Here is a 22,286-nt window from a genome sequence, read left to right on the forward strand (position 1 = left end):
TTCCTAGATTTCGCGCCACTGGCCGGGGGCGAGATCACCGAGCCGGTAGGGCCCGATCGCCACGCGCACCAGGCGCAATGTCGGCAGGCCGACCGCGGCGGTCATGCGCCGTACCTGGCGGTTGCGGCCTTCGCTGATTGCGATCTCGAGCCAGGCATCGGGCACGGTCTTGCGAAAGCGCACCGGCGGATCGCGCGGCCATAGCGTTGGCCCCTCGATTCGCCGCGCCTGCGCCGGACGCGTCGGTCCATCGTTGAGCACGACACCGCGCGCGAGCATCGCGACCTGTTCGTCCGTCGGATCGCCTTCGACCTGCACCCAGTAGGTCTTGGGCTGCTTGTGGCGCGGATCGGTCAGGCGATGCGCCAGCGTGCCGTCATCGGTGAGCAGCAGCAGGCCTTCGCTGTCGTGGTCGAGGCGGCCGGCGGCATAGACCTGCGGCGGCAGGCCGAAACCCGCCAGCGTCGGTCGCGGCGGGGTGCTGCGGTCGGTGAACTGGCACAGCACGCCATAGGGTTTGTTGAAGGCGATCAGCATGCGTGCAGGCGCGGGAAGCGGAGGCCGCTTCCCGCGCTGTCGAGGTCACTTCGCCTTGCGGAACCGCAGCGTCATCCGATCGCTTTCACCGATGGCCTTGTACTTGGCGTCATCGGCGGCGTCGTGGCGGTTGACCGGCGGCAGCGTCCACACACCGTTGGGATGGTCGGTGGTGTCCTTGGCGTTGGCGTTGATCTCGCTCTTTTCATCGAGCACGAAACCGGCGCCCTGGGCGAGCTGGATCACCAGCGCTTCGGTCAGGTAGCCCGACTTCTTCTGAGCATCCAGGCTGGCGTCCGGCTTGGCGCGATGGTCGACCACGCCGAGCGTGCCGCCCGGCTTGAGGACATCGTGGAATGCCTTGAAGTAGGCCTCGGCATTGCCGTCGCTGACCCAGTTGTGGGCGTTGCGGAAGGTCAGCACGGTATCGGCCGAGCCGGCCGGGCCGAAGTTCGGCGCCTTCGGATCGAACACGCGCACTTCCGGCGTGCCGTAGACGGCGGCGTTGCCGGCGAACTTGCCGCGCAGGGTCTTGTTGAGGTCGTAGCGGTACTTGGGCTGGCCGGGGATCGCGTCGTCCCAGACCGCGGCGACATAGTGGCCGCCGTTCTTCAGGTACGGCGCGAGGATCTCCGAATACCAGCCGCCGCCCGGGGTGATCTCGATGACGGTCTGCTGCGGCGCCACGCCGAAGAAGGCCAGCGTCTCGCGCGGGTGGCGATACTGGTCGCGCACGACATTGCGCGGATCACGGTTGCTGCCGGCGATGGCGGCATCGAGGGCGGCGCTGTTGTCCGGCTTGGCGCTCGCGCCAGCGGCGGCGGCCGCTTCGGTGGTGGAGTCGTGCGCGCTGCTGGCGCAGCCGGCAAGTGCGACGGACATCAGGCTGGACAGCAGGACGACGGGCAGCGTGCGTTTCATGCGGCGGGCTCCAGGCCTTGGCTCGGTACGGGGGCGCCAGCCTAACCCCAAGCGCACGCGGCGGCCATCACCCGCCCTTGCGGCGCCGGGTGGCCGGGGTCGTCTTCGGCGTCTTGACCACCTTGGTCGCCTTGCGTGCAGCACCGACATGGCGCGGCGGTATGGCTTCGGCCGCCTCGTAGACCTGCGCTTCCTCCAGCAGCCAGTCGCGGAACACGGCCAGTCCGCGGTGCCCGCGCGAACGCGGCGGGAACACCAGGTAATGGGCGAACTCGGCCTTGAAGCGTTCGTCGAACAACGTCACCAGGCGTCCGGCCTCGATCAGCGGACGCGCCAGCGTCATCCGTCCGAGCACGATGCCAAGACCTTCGACGGCAGCGCGGTGCAGGTTTTCCGAATCGTCGAGGATGGCGACGAAGCGTTCCGGCGGCGTGCCGCCGAACTCGGCGAACCATTCGCTCCAGCGACCGCCGGGGGCGCCGAGCAACGGAAAGCTGCCGAGCGTCTGCAGCGTCGGGTAGCCCAGGCGTTCGAGCAGTGCCGGACTCGCGGTCGGCGTCACCCAGTCGTCGAACAGGTGCACCGCTTCCAGTCCCGGCCACTTGCCCGGACCGAAGCGGATGCCGGCATCGATCACCGTTTCGCGGGCGAAGTCGACCACGCCGATGTTCGATTGCAGGCTGATCTCCAGTTGCGGATGCGCGGCGAGGAAGCGCGGCAGGCGTGGCACCAGCCAGCTCGATGCGAACGACGGCATCAAGGTGATCGTCAGCGAGTCGTCGCGGCAAACGCGCGGCTGCAGCGCACGCTCGATTGCGTCCAGGTGCGGCGCGATGCGTTCGTACAACGCCTGGCCGTCGTCGGTGAGGCGCACGCCGCGTGCGCCGCGCACGAACAGGCGTCGTCCAAGCCGCTCTTCGATGGCGCGGATCTGATGACTCAGGGCGCTGACCGTCAGGTGCATCGACTCGGCCGCGCGGGTGAGGTTGCCCATGCGCGCGGCGGCGGCGAATCCGATCAGGGCCTGCAGGGGCGGACGACTCATGGACGGTTTCCAGTGCCGGTTGTCATGCCAAGACTTGAGCAGAACTCAATCCTTGGTTGCAAAACTGTCGCTTTTACTTCGAAACCTGCGGGCCTATCTTGCATCCTGTTCAAGGAAGTTGTCCACGCCAGGCAGGCAAGATCAATCCGGGAGTCCGCCATGAACATCTTCACCAACCTGCTGTTCCTGCAGACCAATCAGCCCGATCCGCACCCGTTCGACGAGGACGATGACCGTTACTCGCACGGCTACGGCAATCGCGCCGCATCGGAGAAGTACTTCGCTCCGCTCGGCCACGCGCGCGCTGCCCGCCGCGCTGAGGAGACGCGCTCCACTCCTGAGTTGGATGCCTGCGCCGTCGGCTGCTGCGCCTGAATGGCCCGGTTGGCAACGCGGAACAAAACGGCAACGCACGCGAAGGCGTGATGTAACCGTCGACCGCTAGCCTGGACATGAAGTCGAGAGGGCGCCACGGATGGCGCCAGGGCTCGGCTACTCCCTCCCCCCAACGGAGTAATGCCATGCAGCTGTTCAAGAACGAGTCCTTGCGCGACACCGGTCCCATCGGCCACGAGCTGACCTTTGGCAACCCGCTGTTTGGCCAGCGCTACGCTCGCCACCCCGGCCAGCCACGCGCGTTTGCACTCTCGAGCGCAGGCCTGCACGGCGACGACATCGATGAATCGGCGTTCGCCCGCTCCATCCACGCTCCCGAAAGCGAGGCCCCCGAAATCGAGGCCGAGCCGCCCCTCGTCTATCCGCCGCTGCACCTGATGCGCCTCTGAATCGCCGCCGTCCGAATCCGCGCCCTCGAAATCCGCGCCGTCATGCCCGCCGATCAGCACGGGCATGACGGCTGCAGGCAGGGCGCGGCGAGTGGCATCATCGGCGCATGCAAGGCGTCCCCCTCCAGTTCGAGCACCCGCAGGACGTGGCGCAGTTCCGCCGGCCGGCGCACCGCCCCGGCATCGAGCTGTATCGCGCGCACATCGTCCGCCACGCCTTCGAGCCGCACACGCACGAAGCCTTCGGCCTGGGCGCGATCGAATCCGGGGTCGAGCGCTTCCGCTATCACGGCAGCGAGCACCTGGCACCGGCGGATTCACTGGTACTGATGAATCCCGATGCGTTGCATACCGGTCGCGCCGAGACCGATGGCGGCTGGCGCTACCGCATGGCCTACATCGATCCGGACGTGGTGGAGTCCGTCACCGGCGAGCGCGGCTGGTGGTTCGCCGATGCCGTCGCCCACGATCCTGCAAGCGCGAAGCAAGTGACGGCGTTGCTCGACGGCCTGTGGTGGGCACGCGAACCATTGGCGTTCGACAGTCTGTTGTCGCAGTTGCTCGACACCTTCGCCCGCCAGGCCCGGCGCCCACCGGTTGCACGCCAGGCTGCGCCGCGCTTCGCGCCGGTCATCGAGTACCTGCGTGCGAACCTCGACCGGTCGATGACGCTGGAAGAACTGGCCGGCGTGGCGGGACTGAGCCCCTTCCACTTCCTGCGCAGCTTCCGCGCGGTCCACCACGCCACGCCGCAGCAGATGCTGATGGCGTTGCGCCTGTTCGAAGCCAAGCGACTGCTGGCGGGTGGCCAGGCACCCGCACGGGTGGCTGCCAGCGTCGGCCTGAGTGACCAGGCCCACCTCACGCGCGCCTTCGCCGCCCGTTACGGCGTGACGCCGGCGCGCTACCGCCGGCAGCTGCGCCAGTAGCCCGCGACCGCAATCTGGTTCAAGACAAATGCCGCCGATCCGCCCACGCTGCACCCCATGTGGATCGGAACCCTCTACGCGCTAGCTGCCGGCCTGATGTGGGGCCTGGTCTTCGTTGGCCCGCTGTTGCTGCCCGAGTATCCCGCGGCGCTGCAGTCGGTCGGCCGCTACCTCGCCTTCGGCCTGATCGCGCTGCCGCTGGCGTGGATGGACCGCGCCGCGCTGCGACGGCTCTCGCGCAGCGACTGGCGCGAAGCAGTGAAGCTGGTCCTCATCGGCAACCTGCTCTATTACCTGTGCCTGGCCAGCGCCATCCAGCTTGCCGGTGCACCGCTGCCGACGATGATCATCGGCACCTTGCCGGTGGTGATCGCGATCAGTGCGAACCTGCGCGACCACCGTCGTGATGGTCGCCTGCCGTGGCGCGCGCTGCTGCCATCGCTGTTGCTGATCGCCGCCGGCATCGGCTGCGTAAACCACGTCGAACTGCAGGCACTGCGTGCCGATCCCGACGCTGATCCGGCTCGCTACGCCCAGGGCGCGCTACTCGCGATCGTCGCCGTCGCCTGCTGGACCTGGTACCCGCTGCGCAACGCCGACTGGCTGCGTGCCCACCCGGACCGCAGCCCGCGCACCTGGGCGACGGCGCAGGGCGTGGCCACGCTGCCGCTGGCCGCGGCGGGCTATGGCCTGCTGTGGATCGGCATGGCGCTAGCCGGTGCGGAATTCCAGATGCCGTTCGGTCCGCGGCCGTGGTTCTTCATCGGCCTGATGGCGGCGATCGGCCTGTTCGCCTCCTGGCTGGGCACGACCTGCTGGAACGAAGCCAGCCAGCGCTTGCCGACCGCGCTGGCGGGGCAGCTGATCGTGTTCGAGACCCTGGCAGCGCTGGCCTATGCCTTTGCGCTGCGCGGTCAGATGCCGGGCGCATTGACGCTGCTGGGCATCGCGCTGCTGATTGGCGGCGTCATGTGGGCGGTGCGGATCCGCCCGGAGCAGGCCGTTGCCGAGGTCCACGCTTCCTAGGGTCCACGCTTCCCAGGGTCCGGGCACCTGAACACGACGACGGTTCCGTCGTCACGCCCAAGCCGCTACGATCCGGGCGTGGCCGTGGTACGCCACGCCTGTGAAGCGCAACGGGGAAGCGCATGTCGCCAAGAGTCCTGATCGTCACGTTGTCGTTGGCCCTGGGTGCGGTCAGCGGTGCCTTCGGCTATTCGTTGATCGTCGCCAAGCGTGAGCCGGCGAAGCTGGCCGCGGCACGCGCCGAGGGCCGGGCCGAAGGTCGCGCCGACGCCGAGAAGGCGGTCAGCGACGAACTGGCCGCGCTCAAGCCGGTCGTGTTCGGCAAGGCCGCCAATGCCGAGTCCAAGGTCGGTGGCGTGCAGTTCGGCTTCGAGTACGTCAAGCCGAAGACACCGGCGCTGGAGGAGTACTACAAGCTCGCCCATGACGGCGACATGCTGCACAAGCTGCCGGAAGTGCAGGCCATCGACGGCATGCTGATGCTGCCGCGACAGATCAACTACCTCACCGCCGAGTGCGGCGAGCCCAACGCGTTCTACTCGCCCGAACGCGGCGAAGTGGTGATGTGCTACGAGACGATGAAGGTGCTGCTCGAGCGCGGTCGCGAGATCGCCGCGCAGAACAAGCTCGGCGACGACTATGCGCAGCGCTACCTCGAGGCGAACGTGCGCTTCATCCTGCTGCACGAGACCGGCCACGCGCTGATCAACATGCTGCAGATCCCGATCACCGGGCGCGAGGAAGACGCGGTCGACCAGCTGGCCACCACGCTGATGCTGCGTTTTGCAGGCCTCGACGAGTCGACCACGGTGGTGACCGAGAACCTGCGCATGGCCTCGAACTGGTTCCTTGCGCGCAGCACCGGTGAGTACAACCTCGATGCCTACGCCGACCAGCACGCGCTGGGCGAGCAGCGCTACTTCAACCTGCAGTGCCTACTGTACGGCAGCGATCCGGCGCGTTACCTCAGCATCGTCACCGATGGTGACCTGCCGGAAGCGCGCGCGAAGGGTTGTCCGGAAGAGGCACGACGCATCAGCCGTTCGTGGCTGCGCCTGCTGCTGCCGTACGTGGCGCCGAAGTTCGAGATGACCGAAGAGAAGGCCAACCGCTTGTTCCAGCAGCGCGAGCAGGAGCGGGATCGCAACGCATCGTTGCCTTACGTGCGTCCTTCGACGTCGCAATAGCGCAATCGCGCTGGCCAGACAAAAAAAGGCCCGGCTTGCGCCGGGCCTTTTTCATGCAGCGATGGTGATCCGGCCTTACAGCGCCGCCACCGCCGCATTGAACGTCTCGCTCGGGCGCATCGCCTTCGACATCAGCGCGACGTCCGGGTGGTAGTAGCCGCCGATCTCCACCGGCTTGCCCTGCACCGCGGCCAGCTCCTCGACGATCTTCGTCTCGTTGCTCTCCAGCGTGGCGGCGAGCTTGGCGAAGCGCGCCTTCAGGCCTGCATCGGCATCCTGCGCGGCCAGCGCCTGGGCCCAGTACATCGCCAGGTAGAAGTGGCTGCCACGGTTGTCGATACCGCCGACCTTGCGCGACGGCGACTTGTCGTTGTCGAGGAACTTGCCGTTGGCGGCATCGAGGGCATCGGCGAGCACGCGTGCGCGCGCATCGCCATGGCGCTCGGCCATGTGTTCGATCGAGGCAGCCAGCGCCAGGAACTCGCCGAGCGAATCCCAGCGCAGGTAGTCCTCTTCGACGAACTGCTGCACGTGCTTGGGGGCCGAACCGCCGGCGCCGGTCTCGAACAGGCCACCGCCGGCCATCAGCGGCACGATCGACAGCATCTTGGCACTGGTGCCCAGCTCCATGATCGGGAACAGGTCGGTCAGGTAGTCACGCAGCACGTTGCCGGTCACCGAGATCGTGTCCTGGCCCTTGCGGATGCGCTCGAGCGACAGCTTCATCGCCTCGACCGGGGCGAGGATGCGGATGTCCAGGCCGCTGGTGTCGTGGTCGGCGAGGTAACGCTCGACCTTGGCGATCACGTTGGCGTCGTGCGCGCGCTTCGGATCCAGCCAGAACACCGCCGGGGTGTGGCTCAGGCGCGCGCGGTTGACGGCGAGCTTGACCCAGTCCTGGATCGGCGCGTCCTTGGTCTGGCACATGCGCCAGATGTCGCCGGCTTCCACCGCGTGCTCCATCAGCACGTTGCCGGCCTCGTCGAGCACGTGCACGGTGCCGTCGGCGGGGATCTGGAAGGTCTTGTCGTGCGAACCGTACTCTTCGGCCTTCTGGGCCATCAGGCCGACGTTGGGCACGCTGCCCATCGTCGCCGGATCAAAGGCGCCATTGGCCTTGCAGTCGTCGATCACCGCCTGGTAGATGCCGGCGTAGCAGCGGTCCGGGATCACCGCCTTGGTGTCCTGCAGCTTGCCGTCGGTGTTCCACATGCAGCCCGAGTCGCGGATCATCGCCGGCATCGAGGCGTCGACGATCACGTCGCTGGGCACGTGCAGGTTGGTGATGCCCTTGTCGGAGTTGACCATCGCCAGTGCCGGGCGGCGGGTGTACTCGGTGACGATGTCGGTCTCGATGGCGGCGGCCACGTCGGCCGGCAGCGACGACAGGCGCGCGTACAGATCGCCGATGCCGTTGTTGGGATCGAAGCCGGCCTGCTCGAGTTCCTTGCCGTGCTTGGCCAGCACGTCACGGTAGTAACGCTTGACCACGATGCCGAACATGATCGGGTCGGAGACCTTCATCATCGTCGCCTTCAGGTGCAGCGAGAAGAGCACGCCCTGCGCCTTGGCATCCTCGATCTGCGCATCGACGAAGCGCGACAGCGCCGAAGCGCTCATCACCGAAGCGTCGATCAGCTCGCCGGCTTTGACCTTGATGTTGGTCTTGAGCATGTTGCGGCGGCCGTCCTTGCCAACCAGGTCGATGGAGACCGTGCCGGCCTTCTCGACCAGGTACGACTGCTCGCTGCCGTAGAAGTCACCGGCGTCCATGTGCGCGACGTGCGACTTCGATTCGCTGTTCCACTTGCCCATGCGGTGCGGATGCTTGCGGGCGTAGTTCTTCACCGACAGCGGGGCGCGGCGGTCGGAGTTGCCTTCGCGCAGCACCGGGTTGACCGCGCTGCCCTTGATCTTGTCGTAGCGGGCCTTGATCTCGTTCTCGCGCTCGCCCTGCGGCTCTTCCGGGTAGTCCGGCAGCGCATAGCCCTGCTGCTGCAGCTCGACGATGGCGGCCTTGAGCTGCGGCACCGAGGCGCTGATGTTGGGCAGCTTGATGATGTTCGCGTCCGGCGTGGTCGCCAGTTCGCCCAGCTCGGCCAGGTGGTCGCCGATCTTCTGATCGTCCTTCAGGAAATCAGGGAACTGCGACAGGATGCGACCGGCCAGCGAAATGTCGCGCGTCTCGACAGCTATGCCCGCGGTGGCGGTGTACGCCGCGACGATCGGCAGCAACGACTGCGTGGCCAGGAACGGCGCTTCGTCGGTCAGCGTGTAGATGATCTTGGGGGTGTTGGACATGTCGGCGTGACTCGCTTGCAGATGCAGTGTGGTCGGGAGGCCTGGGCAGGCCGGGCAGCACCGGGCGGCTCACGCCGGTGCTTGCCGATGGCGACGCGCGCCCGCAGGCGCGCAACCGTCGCATTGTCGCGGTTTAGCGGGGGCGGGCAAAGCGCCGGGGCGCAACGGTGTGGGTCATGAGCGCGTGGCCAGATCCATACGCGGCCGTGTTGAACCCGTCCCGCCCCGACCTCAGGCGGCTCCGCAGCACTTCTTGTACTTCTTGCCGCTGCCGCACGGGCACGGCTCGTTGCGATCGGGCGTGGCTTCGCGGCGGATCGGCTCGCGCGGCGTCAGCGACTCGATGCGCTGGTGATGCAGGTCGGCAAGCATGCCCGGCAGGCTGGCGATGATCTCCAGGCGCTCGCGGTAGCTGACCGGCGTGCCGGGCTGCTCCGGATCCTCGCCGATGACCTCGCCGCTGGCGAGACGGTCGAAGCGCAGGAAGATCTCGTCGATCCACTCGTGCTCGTCCAGCCACGTGTCCCAGGGGATCTCGCTCAGTTCGACGCCGCGGAAGAAGCCGAAGGCCCAGTCGCGACCGACATCGAGGTCGTCCTCCTGTTCCTCTTCCGGGTCCTCGGGCAGCCACAGCAGCGGCGCCAGATGGTCGGGCAGGTCGTCGTCACCAAAGCGCACGCGCTGGCTGACCATATTCCAGTGGCCCTGCAGCAGGGCTTCGACGGTCTCGCGCTCTTCGTCGTCCTTCCAGCGCGGCTGCGTGCCCCAGACCGGGCCTTGCCACTGCTCGAACGGGATGACTTCCGGGCCGACCGCGAGCGCGGACAGATAGCCGTCGAGTGCTTCCAGGTTGAAGCCCTTGAAGGGCACCGCGCGCTGTTCCAGCAGCTCGGCCAGTTGTTCGATCTGGGTGTCGTCGAGATAGGCGGGGACTTTCATGGGGGAACTCGCGATCACAGAAACGCGACATGGTAGTCGCATGCGTGTTTTCTCGCCGAGAATGGGGGTCCCCGTATCCCGGGCAGCCCGGTTCAGCGTCGCATTCCATGACAGTCATGTGTCCCTGCGGCCTCGGCCGCCCGTATGCCGCCTGCTGCGGGCTGCTGCACGCCGGCGCCATTGCCGAAACCGCCGAAGCGCTGATGCGATCGCGTTACAGCGCCTATGTCCTGGGCGACATCGACTACCTGCTGGCGACCTGGCATGCCGATACCCGACCCGCCCGGTTCGACCTGGGCGATGCCGCGGCAACGCGCTGGCTCGGGCTGGAGGTCAGGCGGCATGCGATGACAGGCGCCGACAGCGCCATCGTCGAATTCGTCGCCCGTTACAAGTCGGGCGGATCGCCGGCGGTGCGACTGCACGAACTGAGCCGCTTCGTGCGCGAGGACGGACGCTGGTTCTACGTCGACGGCGATCACTGATCTACGCGCAAAAAAAGGGGCGCGGCAAAGGACCGCGCCCATGCTTGCCCACCATGAGGTGGGGGAGAGAGAGTGTTGACGCCTTACTTGACCTCGAACTCGGTGGTCGAAGCCGGCGCGCCGTTGACGGTCACTTCGGCCTTGTACTTGCCGGTCGGCCACGGCTTGGCATTGGTGAACTCGAAGTTGGTCGTTTCCGCGCCCGTGGTGTTGAGGGCCTGCTTCATCTCGCCGGCGGTCTGGCCGTCCTGGAAGACCAGGCGGGTGGCGACTTCGGCATTGCTGGCCGTGCCGTCGGTGGCGACCGAGACGATGATCTTGTCCTTCGGCGTGAAGGCCATGGTCGGTGCGGCGATCTTCTTGTCGGCGCCCGCGGCCGTGCCGAGGGTGACGCTGGAAACGGCCACGCCTGCCGGCACCGGAGCCGGCATCGGTTCGGCCGGCGCAACCGGCGCGGTCTCGACCGGCGGCGGGGTTACTGCGACGGGTTCTTCTTTCTTCTTGCAGCCCACCACGGCGACCGATGCCAGCAAGGCAACAGCGACGGCGTAGTGCAGGCGATTGCGGTTCATCATGAGTCGATCTCCTTGGAACTCTGACGCAAAGGGAAAGGGGGAGGGAGTGAGGTCAGTCCTGCGGCGGAATCTTCAGCACCTGCCCTGGCTGGATCCTGTCGGGATCGTCCAGCTGGTCGCGGTTGGCCTCGAAGATCGCGTTCCACTTGTTCGCACTGCCGTAGAACTGCTTGGCGATATGCGAAAGGGTGTCGCCCTTGGCGACGGTATAGGTCTGCTCGCCGACTTTTTCGGCGGTGGTGTCGACCGATGCGGTCACGCCAGAGAAATCGGCCTTCTCGACCTTCTCGGCGGTGGTGTCGACGTTGGCGCTGACGCCGGAGAAATCGGCTTTCTTGTCCGGTGTGGTCATGGGTGGGCGGCTCCTGCCGGAATGGCGGGAGCACCATGACATGCGCCTTGTTAAGGAAATATGGCGGCCGGGTGAGCCTTGTCTCAGTTCACCGGCGCTTGCATGAGTCCGGTCTCATTTCGCTTGCGATGAGATGAACGAACGCTGTTACTGCCGTTCGTCGCGCCCGGCGGTGGGCTGCTCGCTGCCCGGTGTTGCGCGCCACGGATTGATGTCCAGGCCACCGCGACGCGTGTAGCGAGCCTCCACCGACAGACGCTGCGGTGACGCATGCGCGACCAGATCGGAAAAAATGCGTTCGACGCACTGCTCGTGGAACTCGGCGTGGTCGCGGAAAGAGACCAGGTAGCGCAGCAGGCCAGCGCGATCGAGCTGCGGACCGTGGTAGGTGATCACCACGCGCGCCCAGTCGGGCTGTCCGGTGACCGGGCAATTCGACTTCAGCAGCGAACTGGTCAGCGTCTCGGTGACGACATGCGCTGGATCGGCGGCAAGGTGCGCCGCATTCGGCGGGCCGTAATCGTCGATGGCGACATCGAGTCCGTCGATGCAATCGACGATGGCGTTGTCGGCACTCTCGTCGATCGGCGGCAGGCCGAAGGCGACCTCCACCGGCGCACCCGCGGCGCGCGTCAGATCGGCGGCCATGCGTTCGCGCACGGCCTGGTCGCTGTCGAAGCGCGAGGAGTTGAACGAGTTGAGGTACAGCTTCAGCGACTTCGACTCGATCAGGTTCGGTGCCGTCGCCGGCACCGTGATCGTCGCCGTGCCGACGTGCGGCTTGCCATGGGCATCGAGCCAGCTCAGCTCATAGGCATGCCAGCGGTCGAGGCCGATGAAGGGCAACGCATCGTCGTCGATGCCGATGTGGCCGCGGCCGAGCGCACGGGCGATCGGGAACAGCAGGGACGCGTCGTACTCGCGCGGGTAGTCGACGTGGCGGCCGAGCGGCAGGTCTTGGTGGGTCATGGCGGCGATTTTACCTGCGGTGGCGAGCGCCAACCTGACCGGTGAGCGGGCGGCGCTGCAAGGATCGGATAGCGGGGGCCGTGGCAGCGGTCGAAACTGCCGCCATCGACCACACCGGGACCCTCCTATGCTCACCCTCTACGACTACCTGCCTTCCCGCAACGCCTGGAAGGTGCGCCAGCTGCTGCAGCACCTGGGGCAGCCCTGGCAGACCCGCATCGTCAGCATCTTCGAGGGCGAAGGGCGCCGGCCGGACTACCTGGCGATCAGCCCCACCGGCACCGTGCCGGCGCTCGAACTGGACGACGGACGCACGATCGCCGAGTCCAACGCGATCCTGATGTACCTCGCCGAAGGGTCGCAGTACCTGCCCGACGATGCCTACGGGCGAGCCAGGGTCTGGCAATGGCTGTCGTTCGAGCAGGAGCGCATCGAGAGCCAGATCGGTGCGCTGCGCCATTGGACGCTGACCGGAAAGCTGGCGCGCCGGCCGGAGGCGCTGGTCGCGATCAAGCGTGCCGCCGGTGCGAACGCACTGGCCATCCTCGAACGCGAATTGTCGACGCGCGAGTTCATCGCCGGCGACCGCTATGGCATCGCCGACATCGCGGTGTTCGCGTATGCCGGCGTGGCCGGTGAAGCGGGATTCAATCTGGATGCCTATCCGAACGTGAGCGCGTGGATCGAGCGCGTGACGCAACAGCCGGGGCACCTGGCGCAGGTGCACCCGTACTCGATGGATCCCAACTCGGTGAAGGAGTTGGGATGACGGGCTCTCAGTCGTTGCCCGTCTGCGCCACCGCAACCGCCTGCGGCTGATGCAGGTAGTCCAGCGTCACCTGCAGCAGCGCGCGCAGGCCCAGGTCCAGCGCCGACTCGTCCAGTGCGAACTGCGGCGAGTGGTTGCTCGGCGCCGTCACCGGGTCGATGCCCTTGGCCGTGGCGCCGACGAAGAAGAACATCGACGGCACTTCCTTGGCGAAGTAGGAGAAGTCCTCGGCGCCCATCTGCAGCGACGGCTCGACCACGTTGTCGGCGCCGGCCACCGCCTGCAGGCTTGGCAGCATGCGCGCGGTCAGCGCCGGATTGTTGAACGTCACCGGATTGCCCTGGCTGTCGGGGACATTGGCGATCGCGGTGGCGCCGTTGGCGCTGCTGACATGCTCGGCGACGTTCTTCAGGTCGCTGAAGATCTTCTGCCGCATGCCTTCGTCGAAGGTGCGGATGGTGCCGACCATTTCGACTTCGTCGGGAATGATGTTGTAGCGGATGCCGCCGTTGATCGCGCCGAAGGTGACCACCGCCGGCAGCTTGGCGATGTCGGTGCGACGGCTGACGATGGTCTGCGCGGTGCCGATGACGTCGGCGGCGGCGACGATCGGATCGATGCCGCCCCACGGCCGCGAACCGTGCGTCTGCCGGCCCTTGATCTTGATGGTGAACTTGTCCGAGGCCGCCATCAGCGGACCCTGGCGAACGCCGATCTGCCCGGCCTGCAAGGTCGAGAACACGTGCAGTCCGAACATCGCGTCGGGCTTGAAGGTCTTGAACACGCCTTCTTCCAGCATCAGCGATGCGCCGCCCTCCTCGCCATCGGGCGCGCCTTCCTCGGACGGCTGGAACACCAGCATCACCGAGCCGGGCAGGTCGGCCTTCATCTTCACCAGCGCATCGGCGATGCCGAGCAGGATGCCGGTGTGGGCATCGTGGCCGCAGGCGTGCATCACGCCGACGGTCTGCCCGCGGAAAGTCGCGGTGGCCTTCGAGGCGAACGGCAGGTCGACCTGCTCGGTCACCGGCAGTGCGTCCATGTCGGCGCGCAAGGCGACGCGCGGGCCGGGCTTGCCGCCCTGGATGATCGCCACGACGCCGTTATGGGCGATGCCGGTCACCGGCTTCAGGCCGAGCGCGCGCAGGTGCTCGGCGACCTTGGCTGCGGTGCGCGTCTCGCGGTTGGACAGCTCCGGGTTCTGGTGGAAGTCGCGGCGCCAGGCCACGACCTTCTGCTGCACGGACTTGGCTGCGGCGGTGACCTCCGGCCGCTCGGTGCCTTCCGCGGCATGGACCGGTGAGGCGAGCAGGGCGGCAATCAGGGCAGGCAGGACGTGCAGGACGGGACGACGCATCGATTACTCCGGTGTGGTCGGTGCCGCGATCGACGACCGCGGCAGGGATTCGAAAGGGAAAGTTTGCCGGGGCGCCGGGGTCAGCCGCCGCCGTGCAGGTAGTCCAGCGCCACCTGCAGCATCGCGCGGGTGCCGACGTCGAGCGACTGCTCGTCGAGCAGGAACTGCGGCGAGTGGTTGATCGGTGCGCGCGCCGGATCGATGCCGGCCGAAGTGGACCCGACGAAGAAGTACAGGCCCGGCACGGTGTTGGCGAACTGGGCGAAGTCCTCGGCCACGGTCACCATCGGCATCTCGACGACGTTGTCGGCGCCGACCGCGCGCTGCAGCGACGGCCGCACGCGGGTGGTCAGCGCGGCGTCGTTGATCGTCGCCGGTGCATTGCTGGCCACCTCGAGCTTGGCGGTCGCGCCGCTGGCGTGGGCGAAGTCCTCGGCGGTGCGACGGAAGCGCGTGATCACGTCCTCGCGCACCTTGGCGTCGAAGGTGCGCAGCGTGCCGACCACCTTGGCCTCGTCGGGGATGATGTTGAAGCGCACGCCGGCATTGAACTGGCCGGCGGTCAGCACCACCGGCGTCGCGGCGATGTTGACCTGGCGCGCGATCAGGCTCTGCGTGCCGAGCAGGATCTGCGCGGCGACGGTGATCGGGTCGACGCCGTCCCACGGACGCGAGCCATGGGTCTGCTTGCCGTTGACCGTCAGGCTCCACTCGTCGGCGGCGGCGAGCATCGGACCGCTGCGCACGCCGACCTGCCCGACCGGCAAACCGGCCCAGACATGCAGGCCGAACACGGCGTCGGGCTTGAAGTCGCGGAACACGCCTTCGTCGAGCATGAGCTTGGCGCCGAAGGTCTCACCCGGATTCGGCGGACCTTCCTCGGCCGGCTGGAAAACGAACATCACTTCGCCCGGCAGCTCCTGCTTCTGCGCCGCCAGCGCGGTCGCCACGCCCAGCAGGATCGCGACATGGGCATCGTGGCCGCAGGCGTGCATCACGCCGACCGCCTGGCCGCGATACTGCGAGGTCACCTTCGATGCGAACGGCAGGCCGGTCTGCTCGGTCACCGGCAATGCGTCCATGTCGGCGCGAATGGCGATGCGCGGACCGGGACGGCCGCCCTTGAGCACGGCAACGACGCCGGTATGGGCAATGCCGGTGCGCGGTTGCAGGCCGAGCTTGCGCAGCTGCTCGGCAATCACTTTCGCCGTGCGGACTTCCTGGTTGCCCAGCTCGGGATGCTGGTGGAGGTCGCGGCGCCAGGCGACGACCTGCGGCTGCACTGCCTTGGCGGCGGTGGTCGCATCGGGTGACGGGGCATCTGGCGTCTGCGCGCTCGCGGACGGGGCCAGCAATGCGGCGAGCAGGGCAGGCAGGATCAAAGGGCGCATCAAGCAGGCACTCCGGGACACTCCGGGAATAGAACCCGATGCTAGCCGGCGCGACCTGCCCCGTGTAGTCCGGATCAGGCGTCGTTGCCCAGCACCTGCGCCTGGCGCTTGCGGCTCAGGCCGTCCAGCGCGCGCCGGTACGACCACTCCACCAGCTCGACCAGGTAGTCCTCCGGTACCCGGCGCACATCGACGATGGTTATCCAGCGGAAGCGGCCCATGAAGCGTGCCGGCTTCATGCCGGGGACATCGGTGAGCTCGACGAAGCGCTCCGGCGAGACCTTGATGCTGAAGCGCCAGCGCTCGGGTTCGCTGGTCTTGAAGTAGGCGAAGGTCTTGTCGCCGACGTTGTAGACCAGGATGTTGCGCGGCTCGGGATGCAGCGTCACCGTCGCGCCGCGCAGGCCCGCGCAATGGGCCTGCAGTTGCAAGGTATCCATGGGCGGGATTCTGGCACCGTCGGCTGCCAGAAACTGTCAGTACAGTCGCGACAGCCATCCTTCGGCGCACCATGACTGCAGATGGCCGATGGCGACGACGGGCACGTCACTCACCTCAAGCTCAGTGGCCAGTGCCTCGCACAGGCCGGCGAAACTTCCGCCGTGGAGGAGGTGGCTGATCGCCAGCCGTTCGACCGGATCGATCGAGCGGAATCGGCAGACCCGCTCTTCGTCGCGCCACAGCGCCCAGCTCGCGTGCGCGGCAACCGCGGCCGGCGGCGACTGCCCGGCCTTGATCGCCTGCCAGGTCTCGACGCTGTTGTACCCGCCCTCGAACAGCCGGAAGCTGGGATGCAGCGCCAGCCGCAGGCTCGCCCAGTCCGCCTGAGGCAGAGCCCGCAGGTCGTCCCAGGCCAGGCGAACGCCATCGGCCGCGTCGAATCCGTCGAGCAGGCAGCGCTCGAACCGGGCCAGCTCCGCCAATTGCGGGTGCGCAGCGAAGGGATCGGCCCTGGCAAGGAAACCGGGCAGGCCCGAGCCGAAATCGCGCAACGAGCGAACACGTGAGGGATGCATTGCGATGAAGTCCTCGCACATGCGCGCCCACAGCTCATCGCCCAGGTAGGTGCCCAACACCGGGTGGTCGTGCTCGAGCGCCTCGCGCAGCCGCGCGCCATAGGCGTTCCCATAGATGCCAAGGCCAAGCTCCGCGGGCATCCGGCCAGCGGCGAGCAGGCCGTCGACGTTGTCATCGCTACCGCGAACCTGCGCCAGGAACTGTCGTTGCAGCCGCGCCAGCGGATCACTCGTGGCCGATCGGGAAGTCATGCCGCCATCGCCGGCATGGCGCGCGCAAACGCCGCGCGTGCCAGATCGAGTTCGGCCAGCAGCTCCGGCAGCGGCGGAAAGTGGTCGTCCCGCTCGATCATCGTGCTGACCGCGCCGAACCGTGCGATCGCATTCTCGTACAAGGACCACACCGAGTCGGGCACTTCGTGGTCGTGGGTATCGACGCAGTACGTGCCGTAGTCGCTGTGGCCGGCCAGGTGAATCTGCCAGACACGATCGGCGGGAATCCCGGCGAGGTAATCGTGCGGATTGAATCCGTGATTGCGCGCGCTGACCTGGATGTTGTTGACGTCCAGCAGGATCCGGCAGCCGCTGCGCCGTGCGATGCAGGCAACGAACTCCCATTCGGGCATGTCCGACCCGTGGAACTCGACATAGCTGCTCAGGTTCTCCAGCAGCAGTTCACGGCCGAGATACTCCTGCACCCGCTGCACGCGTTCGACCACGTGGGCGATGGTTGCTTCGTTGTACGGCAGCGGCAGCAGGTCGTGGCTGTTGATGCCATCGACGCCGGTCCAGCACAGGTGATCGGAGACCCACGCCGGTTCGATGCGATGCATCAGCTCGCGAAGACGCTTGAGGTAGGCGCGGTCGAGCGGGTCGGTGCCGCCGATCGACAGCGACACGCCGTGCATGGCGATCGGATGCTGCGCGCGGATCCGATCGAGATAGTGCAGCGGCTTGCCACCGTCGACCATGAAGTTCTCGGAAATGATCTCGAACCAGTCGACCGTCGGCGGCGAAGCCAGGATCTGTTCGAAGTATTCGGGGCGCAGCCCCAGCCCGAAGCCGAGCCACGGACGGGACTCCGGCGCACGCGCGCCGGAGTCGCCTGCGCCGCTGTTCGCGACGCGCTTGCTCACCCGGCGTTGCCGCCGGTGTTGGCGCAGCTGGCGGCCGGCAGGGTGACGAAACCCTTGCCCTTGCAGCTGCCGTGGCCCTTGCAGGCGTTGTCGGCGGTCTTGCAGTCGTTGTGTCCCTTGCAGGCGTTGACGCCGTAGCAGTGCACCTGGCTACCGGCCTCGGCCTTGAAGCTGATCCTGGGATCGACGCGGGTGCCGCCGATGTCGCCACAGGCCTTCTTGGATGCGGCGACAAAGCCCTTGCCCTTGCAGCTGCCCTCGCCCTTGCAGGCGTTGTCGGCGGTCTTGCAGTCGTTGTGGCCCTTGCAGGCATTGACGCCGGAACAGTGCACCAGCTCGGCCGCGTCCGATGACTTGGCCTTGGCGCTGGCGGGTGCGGCGAAGGCCATGCCGGCGGCGATCAGCGCCAGGGCAACGCCGGAAACGGGAACGATAGGGGACTTCATATGGGGATATCTCCAGTAGCGGGGCAGGGACGCGAACTTGCGAATCGGCCGCGACGGCTGGGAGATGGGCGTTGCCCTCGCCGTGCCACCGCGTCCTCGGTCCATAAGAGGTGGCACAGGGGTAGGAAGGTGCGCACGAGGGCTGGCATCGCAGAGGCAACGGCATTGCAAAACGCGGCGAACCTCCTCGATGCGCTGCCGGGAGGCTTCCCGTCGATGCAAAAAGAAAAGGCCGGCTCCTCGGAGCCGGCCTTCGCATTCAAACGATCGCGCGCTGGAACCAGCGTCGCGCCGGGGCGCTTACGCCACCTTGACGATCCGCAGCGGGTTGTCCCACTCCTTCAACAGCTCGGCCTCGCGCGCCTTGGCCTTGTGCAGGTGGTCTTCCTTGACGTGGCCGTAGCCGCGAATGTGCTCGGGGATGCTGGCGATCTCGGCGGCGAGGCCGACATTGCTGCGGTCGAGCTTGCCGAGCAGGCCTTCGATCGTCTTGAAGTAGTCGACGATCAGCTGGCGCTCCATCTTGCGCTCCTCGGTCTTGCCGAAGATGTCGAAGGCGCCACCGCGCAGGAAGCGCAGCTTGGCCATCCACTTGAACGCGGTGAACACCCACGGACCGAACTCCTGCTTGATCAGGCGGCCCTGCGCGTCCTTCTTCGCCAGCAGCGGCGGCGCGAGGTGGAACTTCAACTTGTAGTCACCGTCGAACTGCTGCTCCAGCTTCTTCTGGAAGTCGCCGCTGGTGTACAGGCGCGCGACCTCGTACTCGTCCTTGTAGGCCATCAGCTTGAAGGCGTAGCGGGCGACGGCCTCGGTCAGGTCGGTGGTGCCGGCGACGTTGCGCTCGGCGGCGTGCACGCGGGCGACGAAATCGCTGTAGCGGCGGGCGTAGGAGGCGTCCTGGTACTCGGTCAGGAACGCCACGCGGCGCGAGATGACCTCGTCGAGCGAACGCGACAGGCGCGCGTCGTCGAGCGGCAGGAACGCGACGTTGTCGCCGCCATGGGCAGGCACGTGGCGCAGTTCGTCTTCCTTGCGGGTCGTGCGCGGCGCGCTTGTGGCGCCCCACTCGTTGCCTTCCCAGGCACCCGGCGACAGCATCGGCAGCTCGTGCGGGGTCGACTCGGCAGCGGTCTGGGCGTTGCGCACCAGGCCGGCCGACTCGGCCACGGCCTGCGGATCGATCACGGCCAGGCGGCCCCAGGCGAACGCGGTCTTGTTCATCTCGATCGCGGCGCCGTTGAGCTCGACCGCACGCATGATCGAATCCAGCGACAGCGGCACCAGGCCCTGCTGCCAGGCGTAGCCGAGGATGAAGAGATTCGACGCGATCGCATCGCCCATCAGCGCGGTGGCGAGCTGGGTGGCGTCGACCACGTGCGGATCCTTGCCACCGAGCGCGACCTTGATCGCGGCGATGATGTCGGTCGCCGGGAACTGCATGTCCGGACGCGTGGTGAACGTGCCCGGCATCGCTTCATAGCTGTTGAGCACGACCGAGCTGCGGCCCGAACGCACCTTCGACAGTGCCCAGTAGTCGTTGACCACGACCATGTCGCAGCCCAGCACCAGGTCGGCCTCGCCGGCGGCGATGCGCACGGCGTGGATGTCGGCCGGAGTGCGGGCGATGCGGATGTGGGTGGTGACCGCGCCGCCCTTCTGGGCCAGGCCGGTCTGGTCGAGCACGCTGGCGCCCTTGCCTTCGAGGTGGCCGGCCATGCCGAGCAGCGCGCCGATCGTCACCACGCCGGTACCGCCGACGCCGGTGATCAGGATGTTCCAGGGCTGGTCGAGCGACGGCAGCTTCGGCAGCGGCAGGTCGCTCAGGCGATCCTTTGCACCGGAACCCTTCTTCTTGCGCAGGCCGCCGCCTTCCACCGTCACGAAGCTCGGGCAGAAGCCGTTGACGCAGGAGTAGTCCTTGTTGCAGTTGGATTGATCAATCTCGCGCTTGCGGCCGAACTCGGTTTCCTTCGGCAGCACCGACACGCAGAACGACTTCTTGCCGCAGTCACCGCAGCCCTCGCAGACCAGCGAGTTGACCATCACCCGCTTCTGCGGATCGACCATCTTGCCGCGCTTGCGGCGGCGGCGCTTCTCGGTGGCGCAGGTCTGGTCGTAGATCAGGACGCTGGTGCCCTTCACTTCGCGCAGGCGCTTCTGGACGTTGTCCAGTTCCTTGCGGTCGAAGAACTCGATATCCGACGGGAAGAGCTCGCGCTTGCTCCACTTGGCGATGTCGTCCGACACCAGCACGATGGTCTGCACGCCTTCCGAGCGCACCTGGTGGGCGATCTGCGGCACCGACAGCGTGCCGTCGACCGGCTGGCCGCCGGTCATCGCGACCGCATCGTTGTAGAGGATCTTGTAGGTGATGTTGACGCCGGTCGCGACCGACTGGCGGATCGCCAGCGAGCCGGAGTGGAAGTACGTGCCGTCGCCGAGGTTCTGGAACACGTGCGGCGTTTCGGTGAACGCCGCCTGCCCCGACCACGTCACGCCTTCACCGCCCATGTGGGTGAAGGTGTCGGTGCTGCGGTCCATCCAGGTGACCATGTAATGGCAACCGATGCCGCCGAGCGCGCGCGAGCCTTCCGGCACGACGGTCGAGGTGTTGTGCGGGCAGCCGGAGCAGTAGTGCGGCACGCGCGGGAACTGCGCGCGCGGCAGGGCCAGCTCGGATTCCTTCTCGGCCATCCACTTGAGCACGTTCTCGATGTGCTCGGAGTTATGGAACTTCTGGATGCGGCGGCCAATCACGCCGGCGATGGTCGCCGGGGTCAGTTCGCCCGTGGACGGCAGGATCCACTCGCCTTGCTCGTCGTACTTGCCGACGATCGACGGACGCTGGCCGCTCCAGTTGTACATGTACTCCTTCATCTGGCGTTCGATGAAGGCGCGCTTTTCCTCGACGACGACGATGTCCTCCAGGCCCTGCGCGAAGCGGGTGATGCCGACCGGCTCCAGCGGCCGGGTCATGCCGACCTTGTAGACGCGGATGCCCAGGTCGGCGCAGGCGTTCTCGTCCAGGCCCAGGTATTCCAGCGCCTGCAGCACGTCGAGGTAGGACTTGCCGGTGGTGACGATGCCCAGGCGCGCGCGCGGCGAATCGATGACGGTGCGGTCGATGCCGTTGGCGCGGGCGAAGGCCTGCGCGGCCTTGACCGCATAGCGGTGCAGGCGCATTTCCTGGTCCATCGGCGGATCGGGCCAGCGGATGTTGAGGCCGCCGGCGGGCATCTCGAAGTCCTCCGGCAGGATGATCTGCATCGCCAGCGGGTTGACGTCGATGGACGCCGACGACTCGACCGTCTCGGCGATCGTCTTGAAGCCGACCCAACGGCCGGTGTAGCGCGACATCGCCCAACCGAGCACGCCCATGTCGAGGATGTCCTGGACGCCGGCCGGGTTGAGGATCGGCATCATCGCGCTGACGAACTCGTCTTCCGAGCCGTGCGGCAGCGTCGACGAGCGGCAGGCGTGGTCGTCGGCGGCAAGCGCGAGCACGCCACCGAACTTCGACGTGCCGGCGGCATTGGCGTGCTTGAACACGTCACCGGTGCGGTCCACGCCCGGACCCTTGCCGTACCACATGCCGTACACGCCTTCGACCTTGGCGCCCGGGAACAGGTTGGTTTGCTGGGTGCCCCAGACCATGGTCGCGCCGAGGTCCTCGTTGAGGCCCGGAGTGAACTTCACGCCGGCCGCTTCCAGGTGCTTGCGCGCGCGCCACAGCTCCAAGTCGAAGCCGCCCAGCGGGCTGCCGCGGTAACCGGAGATGAAGCCGGCGGTGTTGAGGCCGGCGGCCTGGTCGCGCAGGCGCTGCATCAGCGGCAGGCGCACCAGCGCCTGCACACCACTGAGGTAGATGCGGCCTTGTTCGCGGCTGTACTTGTGCTCGAGCGAGTAGTCGGTATCGAGCACCGAGTTGGTAAGCGCGGTGTTCGCCGAGGACGGCGAGCTGAGTTCGGCGGTGCTGGTCATGCGTGGCTCCGGCGCGCCGGGGGGCGCGGGGGTGGCTGCGGACGCCCGTAACCATGCCTCGCGACCGGTGGCCGCGACGCAAAAGTCCGAGCAAAGACTCGGAATTGTAGCAGTCAGACCACTCTGAGCCGGGTAT

General features: G+C 67.2%; 22 protein-coding genes. 7 read left to right on the forward strand and 15 right to left on the reverse strand.

Annotated elements, in window-relative coordinates:
- Positions 1-3 precede the first annotated feature (3 nt).
- The 3 genes from HIV01_RS14115 to HIV01_RS14125 all read right to left on the reverse strand — a co-directional run bounded on the left by HIV01_RS14115 (position 4) and on the right by HIV01_RS14125 (position 2,503).
- Positions 4-537: a pseudouridine synthase gene (locus tag HIV01_RS14115; RefSeq protein ID WP_200608100.1), complete on the reverse strand. Its 534-nt coding sequence runs from the start codon at positions 535-537 to the stop codon at positions 4-6.
- 45 nt (positions 538-582) lie between these two features.
- On the reverse strand, positions 583-1,458 hold the full coding sequence (locus HIV01_RS14120; RefSeq protein WP_200608102.1) for a class I SAM-dependent methyltransferase: 876 nt from the start codon (positions 1,456-1,458) through the stop codon (positions 583-585).
- Positions 1,459-1,525: 67 nt separating this feature from the next.
- Positions 1,526-2,503: a LysR substrate-binding domain-containing protein gene (locus tag HIV01_RS14125; RefSeq protein ID WP_200608104.1), complete on the reverse strand. Its 978-nt coding sequence runs from the start codon at positions 2,501-2,503 to the stop codon at positions 1,526-1,528.
- A 159-nt stretch (positions 2,504-2,662) separates the two neighbouring features.
- Between HIV01_RS14125 and HIV01_RS14130 the strand changes: the two genes are divergently transcribed.
- The 5 genes from HIV01_RS14130 to HIV01_RS14150 all read left to right on the forward strand — a co-directional run bounded on the left by HIV01_RS14130 (position 2,663) and on the right by HIV01_RS14150 (position 6,430).
- Positions 2,663-2,878 carry a hypothetical protein gene (locus HIV01_RS14130; RefSeq protein WP_200608106.1) on the forward strand — a complete coding sequence of 72 codons (216 nt, stop codon included), beginning with the start codon at positions 2,663-2,665 and terminating at the stop codon, positions 2,876-2,878.
- A gap of 146 nt (positions 2,879-3,024) precedes the next feature.
- A complete protein-coding gene (locus tag HIV01_RS14135) occupies positions 3,025-3,288 on the forward strand; it encodes a hypothetical protein (protein ID WP_200608107.1) in 264 nt (87 codons plus the stop codon).
- 107 nt (positions 3,289-3,395) lie between these two features.
- The gene (locus HIV01_RS14140) at positions 3,396-4,217 is read left to right on the forward strand and encodes an AraC family transcriptional regulator (RefSeq protein WP_200608109.1); all 822 of its coding nucleotides are present in this window, start codon (positions 3,396-3,398) and stop codon (positions 4,215-4,217) included.
- A 57-nt stretch (positions 4,218-4,274) separates the two neighbouring features.
- Positions 4,275-5,243, forward strand: coding sequence for a DMT family transporter (locus tag HIV01_RS14145; RefSeq protein ID WP_200608111.1), 969 nt, complete (start codon positions 4,275-4,277; stop codon positions 5,241-5,243).
- A 122-nt stretch (positions 5,244-5,365) separates the two neighbouring features.
- Positions 5,366-6,430, forward strand: coding sequence for a DUF4344 domain-containing metallopeptidase (locus tag HIV01_RS14150; protein WP_200608113.1), 1,065 nt, complete (start codon positions 5,366-5,368; stop codon positions 6,428-6,430).
- Positions 6,431-6,505: 75 nt separating this feature from the next.
- On the opposite strand, the gene HIV01_RS14155 is transcribed toward HIV01_RS14150, so the two are convergent.
- Both HIV01_RS14155 and HIV01_RS14160 read right to left on the reverse strand, forming a co-directional pair.
- Positions 6,506-8,731 (reverse strand): NADP-dependent isocitrate dehydrogenase, encoded by a 2,226-nt coding sequence (locus tag HIV01_RS14155; RefSeq protein ID WP_200608115.1) that lies wholly within the window; start codon positions 8,729-8,731, stop codon positions 6,506-6,508.
- Positions 8,732-8,962: 231 nt separating this feature from the next.
- Positions 8,963-9,670: a UPF0149 family protein gene (locus HIV01_RS14160; protein ID WP_207526975.1), complete on the reverse strand. Its 708-nt coding sequence runs from the start codon at positions 9,668-9,670 to the stop codon at positions 8,963-8,965.
- A 116-nt stretch (positions 9,671-9,786) separates the two neighbouring features.
- Here HIV01_RS14160 and HIV01_RS14165 point away from each other — a divergent pair, with 116 nt between their 5' ends.
- The gene (locus HIV01_RS14165; protein ID WP_245156814.1) at positions 9,787-10,155 is read left to right on the forward strand and encodes a YchJ family protein; all 369 of its coding nucleotides are present in this window, start codon (positions 9,787-9,789) and stop codon (positions 10,153-10,155) included.
- An 83-nt stretch (positions 10,156-10,238) separates the two neighbouring features.
- On the opposite strand, the gene HIV01_RS14170 is transcribed toward HIV01_RS14165, so the two are convergent.
- The 3 genes from HIV01_RS14170 to queF form a co-directional block, all read right to left on the reverse strand.
- Entirely contained in the window at positions 10,239-10,730 is a 492-nt protein-coding gene (locus HIV01_RS14170; RefSeq protein WP_200608121.1) for a hypothetical protein, read from the reverse strand.
- A gap of 52 nt (positions 10,731-10,782) precedes the next feature.
- Positions 10,783-11,082, reverse strand: coding sequence for a LysM peptidoglycan-binding domain-containing protein (locus tag HIV01_RS14175; RefSeq protein WP_200608122.1), 300 nt, complete (start codon positions 11,080-11,082; stop codon positions 10,783-10,785).
- A 147-nt stretch (positions 11,083-11,229) separates the two neighbouring features.
- Positions 11,230-12,051, reverse strand: coding sequence for an NADPH-dependent 7-cyano-7-deazaguanine reductase QueF (queF, locus tag HIV01_RS14180; protein ID WP_200608124.1), 822 nt, complete (start codon positions 12,049-12,051; stop codon positions 11,230-11,232).
- 127 nt (positions 12,052-12,178) lie between these two features.
- Here queF and HIV01_RS14185 point away from each other — a divergent pair, with 127 nt between their 5' ends.
- Positions 12,179-12,820: a glutathione S-transferase family protein gene (locus HIV01_RS14185; RefSeq protein ID WP_200608126.1), complete on the forward strand. Its 642-nt coding sequence runs from the start codon at positions 12,179-12,181 to the stop codon at positions 12,818-12,820.
- A gap of 7 nt (positions 12,821-12,827) precedes the next feature.
- Here the strand turns inward: HIV01_RS14185 and HIV01_RS14190 are convergent, their stop codons facing one another.
- The 7 genes from HIV01_RS14190 to HIV01_RS14220 form a co-directional block, all read right to left on the reverse strand.
- A complete protein-coding gene (locus tag HIV01_RS14190) occupies positions 12,828-14,177 on the reverse strand; it encodes a M20 family metallopeptidase (protein WP_200608128.1) in 1,350 nt (449 codons plus the stop codon).
- A gap of 80 nt (positions 14,178-14,257) precedes the next feature.
- Positions 14,258-15,568, reverse strand: coding sequence for a M20 family metallopeptidase (locus tag HIV01_RS14195; RefSeq protein WP_200608130.1), 1,311 nt, complete (start codon positions 15,566-15,568; stop codon positions 14,258-14,260).
- A 74-nt stretch (positions 15,569-15,642) separates the two neighbouring features.
- On the reverse strand, positions 15,643-16,008 hold the full coding sequence (locus tag HIV01_RS14200) for an MmcQ/YjbR family DNA-binding protein (protein WP_200608132.1): 366 nt from the start codon (positions 16,006-16,008) through the stop codon (positions 15,643-15,645).
- A gap of 36 nt (positions 16,009-16,044) precedes the next feature.
- Positions 16,045-16,836, reverse strand: coding sequence for an HvfC/BufC N-terminal domain-containing protein (locus tag HIV01_RS14205; protein ID WP_200608134.1), 792 nt, complete (start codon positions 16,834-16,836; stop codon positions 16,045-16,047).
- Entirely contained in the window at positions 16,833-17,720 is an 888-nt protein-coding gene (gene bufB, locus HIV01_RS14210) for an MNIO family bufferin maturase (RefSeq protein WP_200608136.1), read from the reverse strand. Before bufB ends, HIV01_RS14205 begins: the two co-directional genes overlap by 4 nt.
- Positions 17,717-18,166: a BufA2 family periplasmic bufferin-type metallophore gene (bufA2, locus tag HIV01_RS18185; protein ID WP_245156815.1), complete on the reverse strand. Its 450-nt coding sequence runs from the start codon at positions 18,164-18,166 to the stop codon at positions 17,717-17,719. The genes bufB and bufA2 overlap by 4 nt, the downstream gene beginning before the upstream one ends.
- Before the next feature lie 300 nt (positions 18,167-18,466).
- Positions 18,467-22,150: an indolepyruvate ferredoxin oxidoreductase family protein gene (locus HIV01_RS14220; protein WP_207526976.1), complete on the reverse strand. Its 3,684-nt coding sequence runs from the start codon at positions 22,148-22,150 to the stop codon at positions 18,467-18,469.
- Positions 22,151-22,286: the final 136 nt, after the last annotated feature.

Source organism: Lysobacter arenosi (genome assembly GCF_016613475.2).
GTDB lineage: Bacteria > Pseudomonadota > Gammaproteobacteria > Xanthomonadales > Xanthomonadaceae > Lysobacter_J > Lysobacter_J arenosi.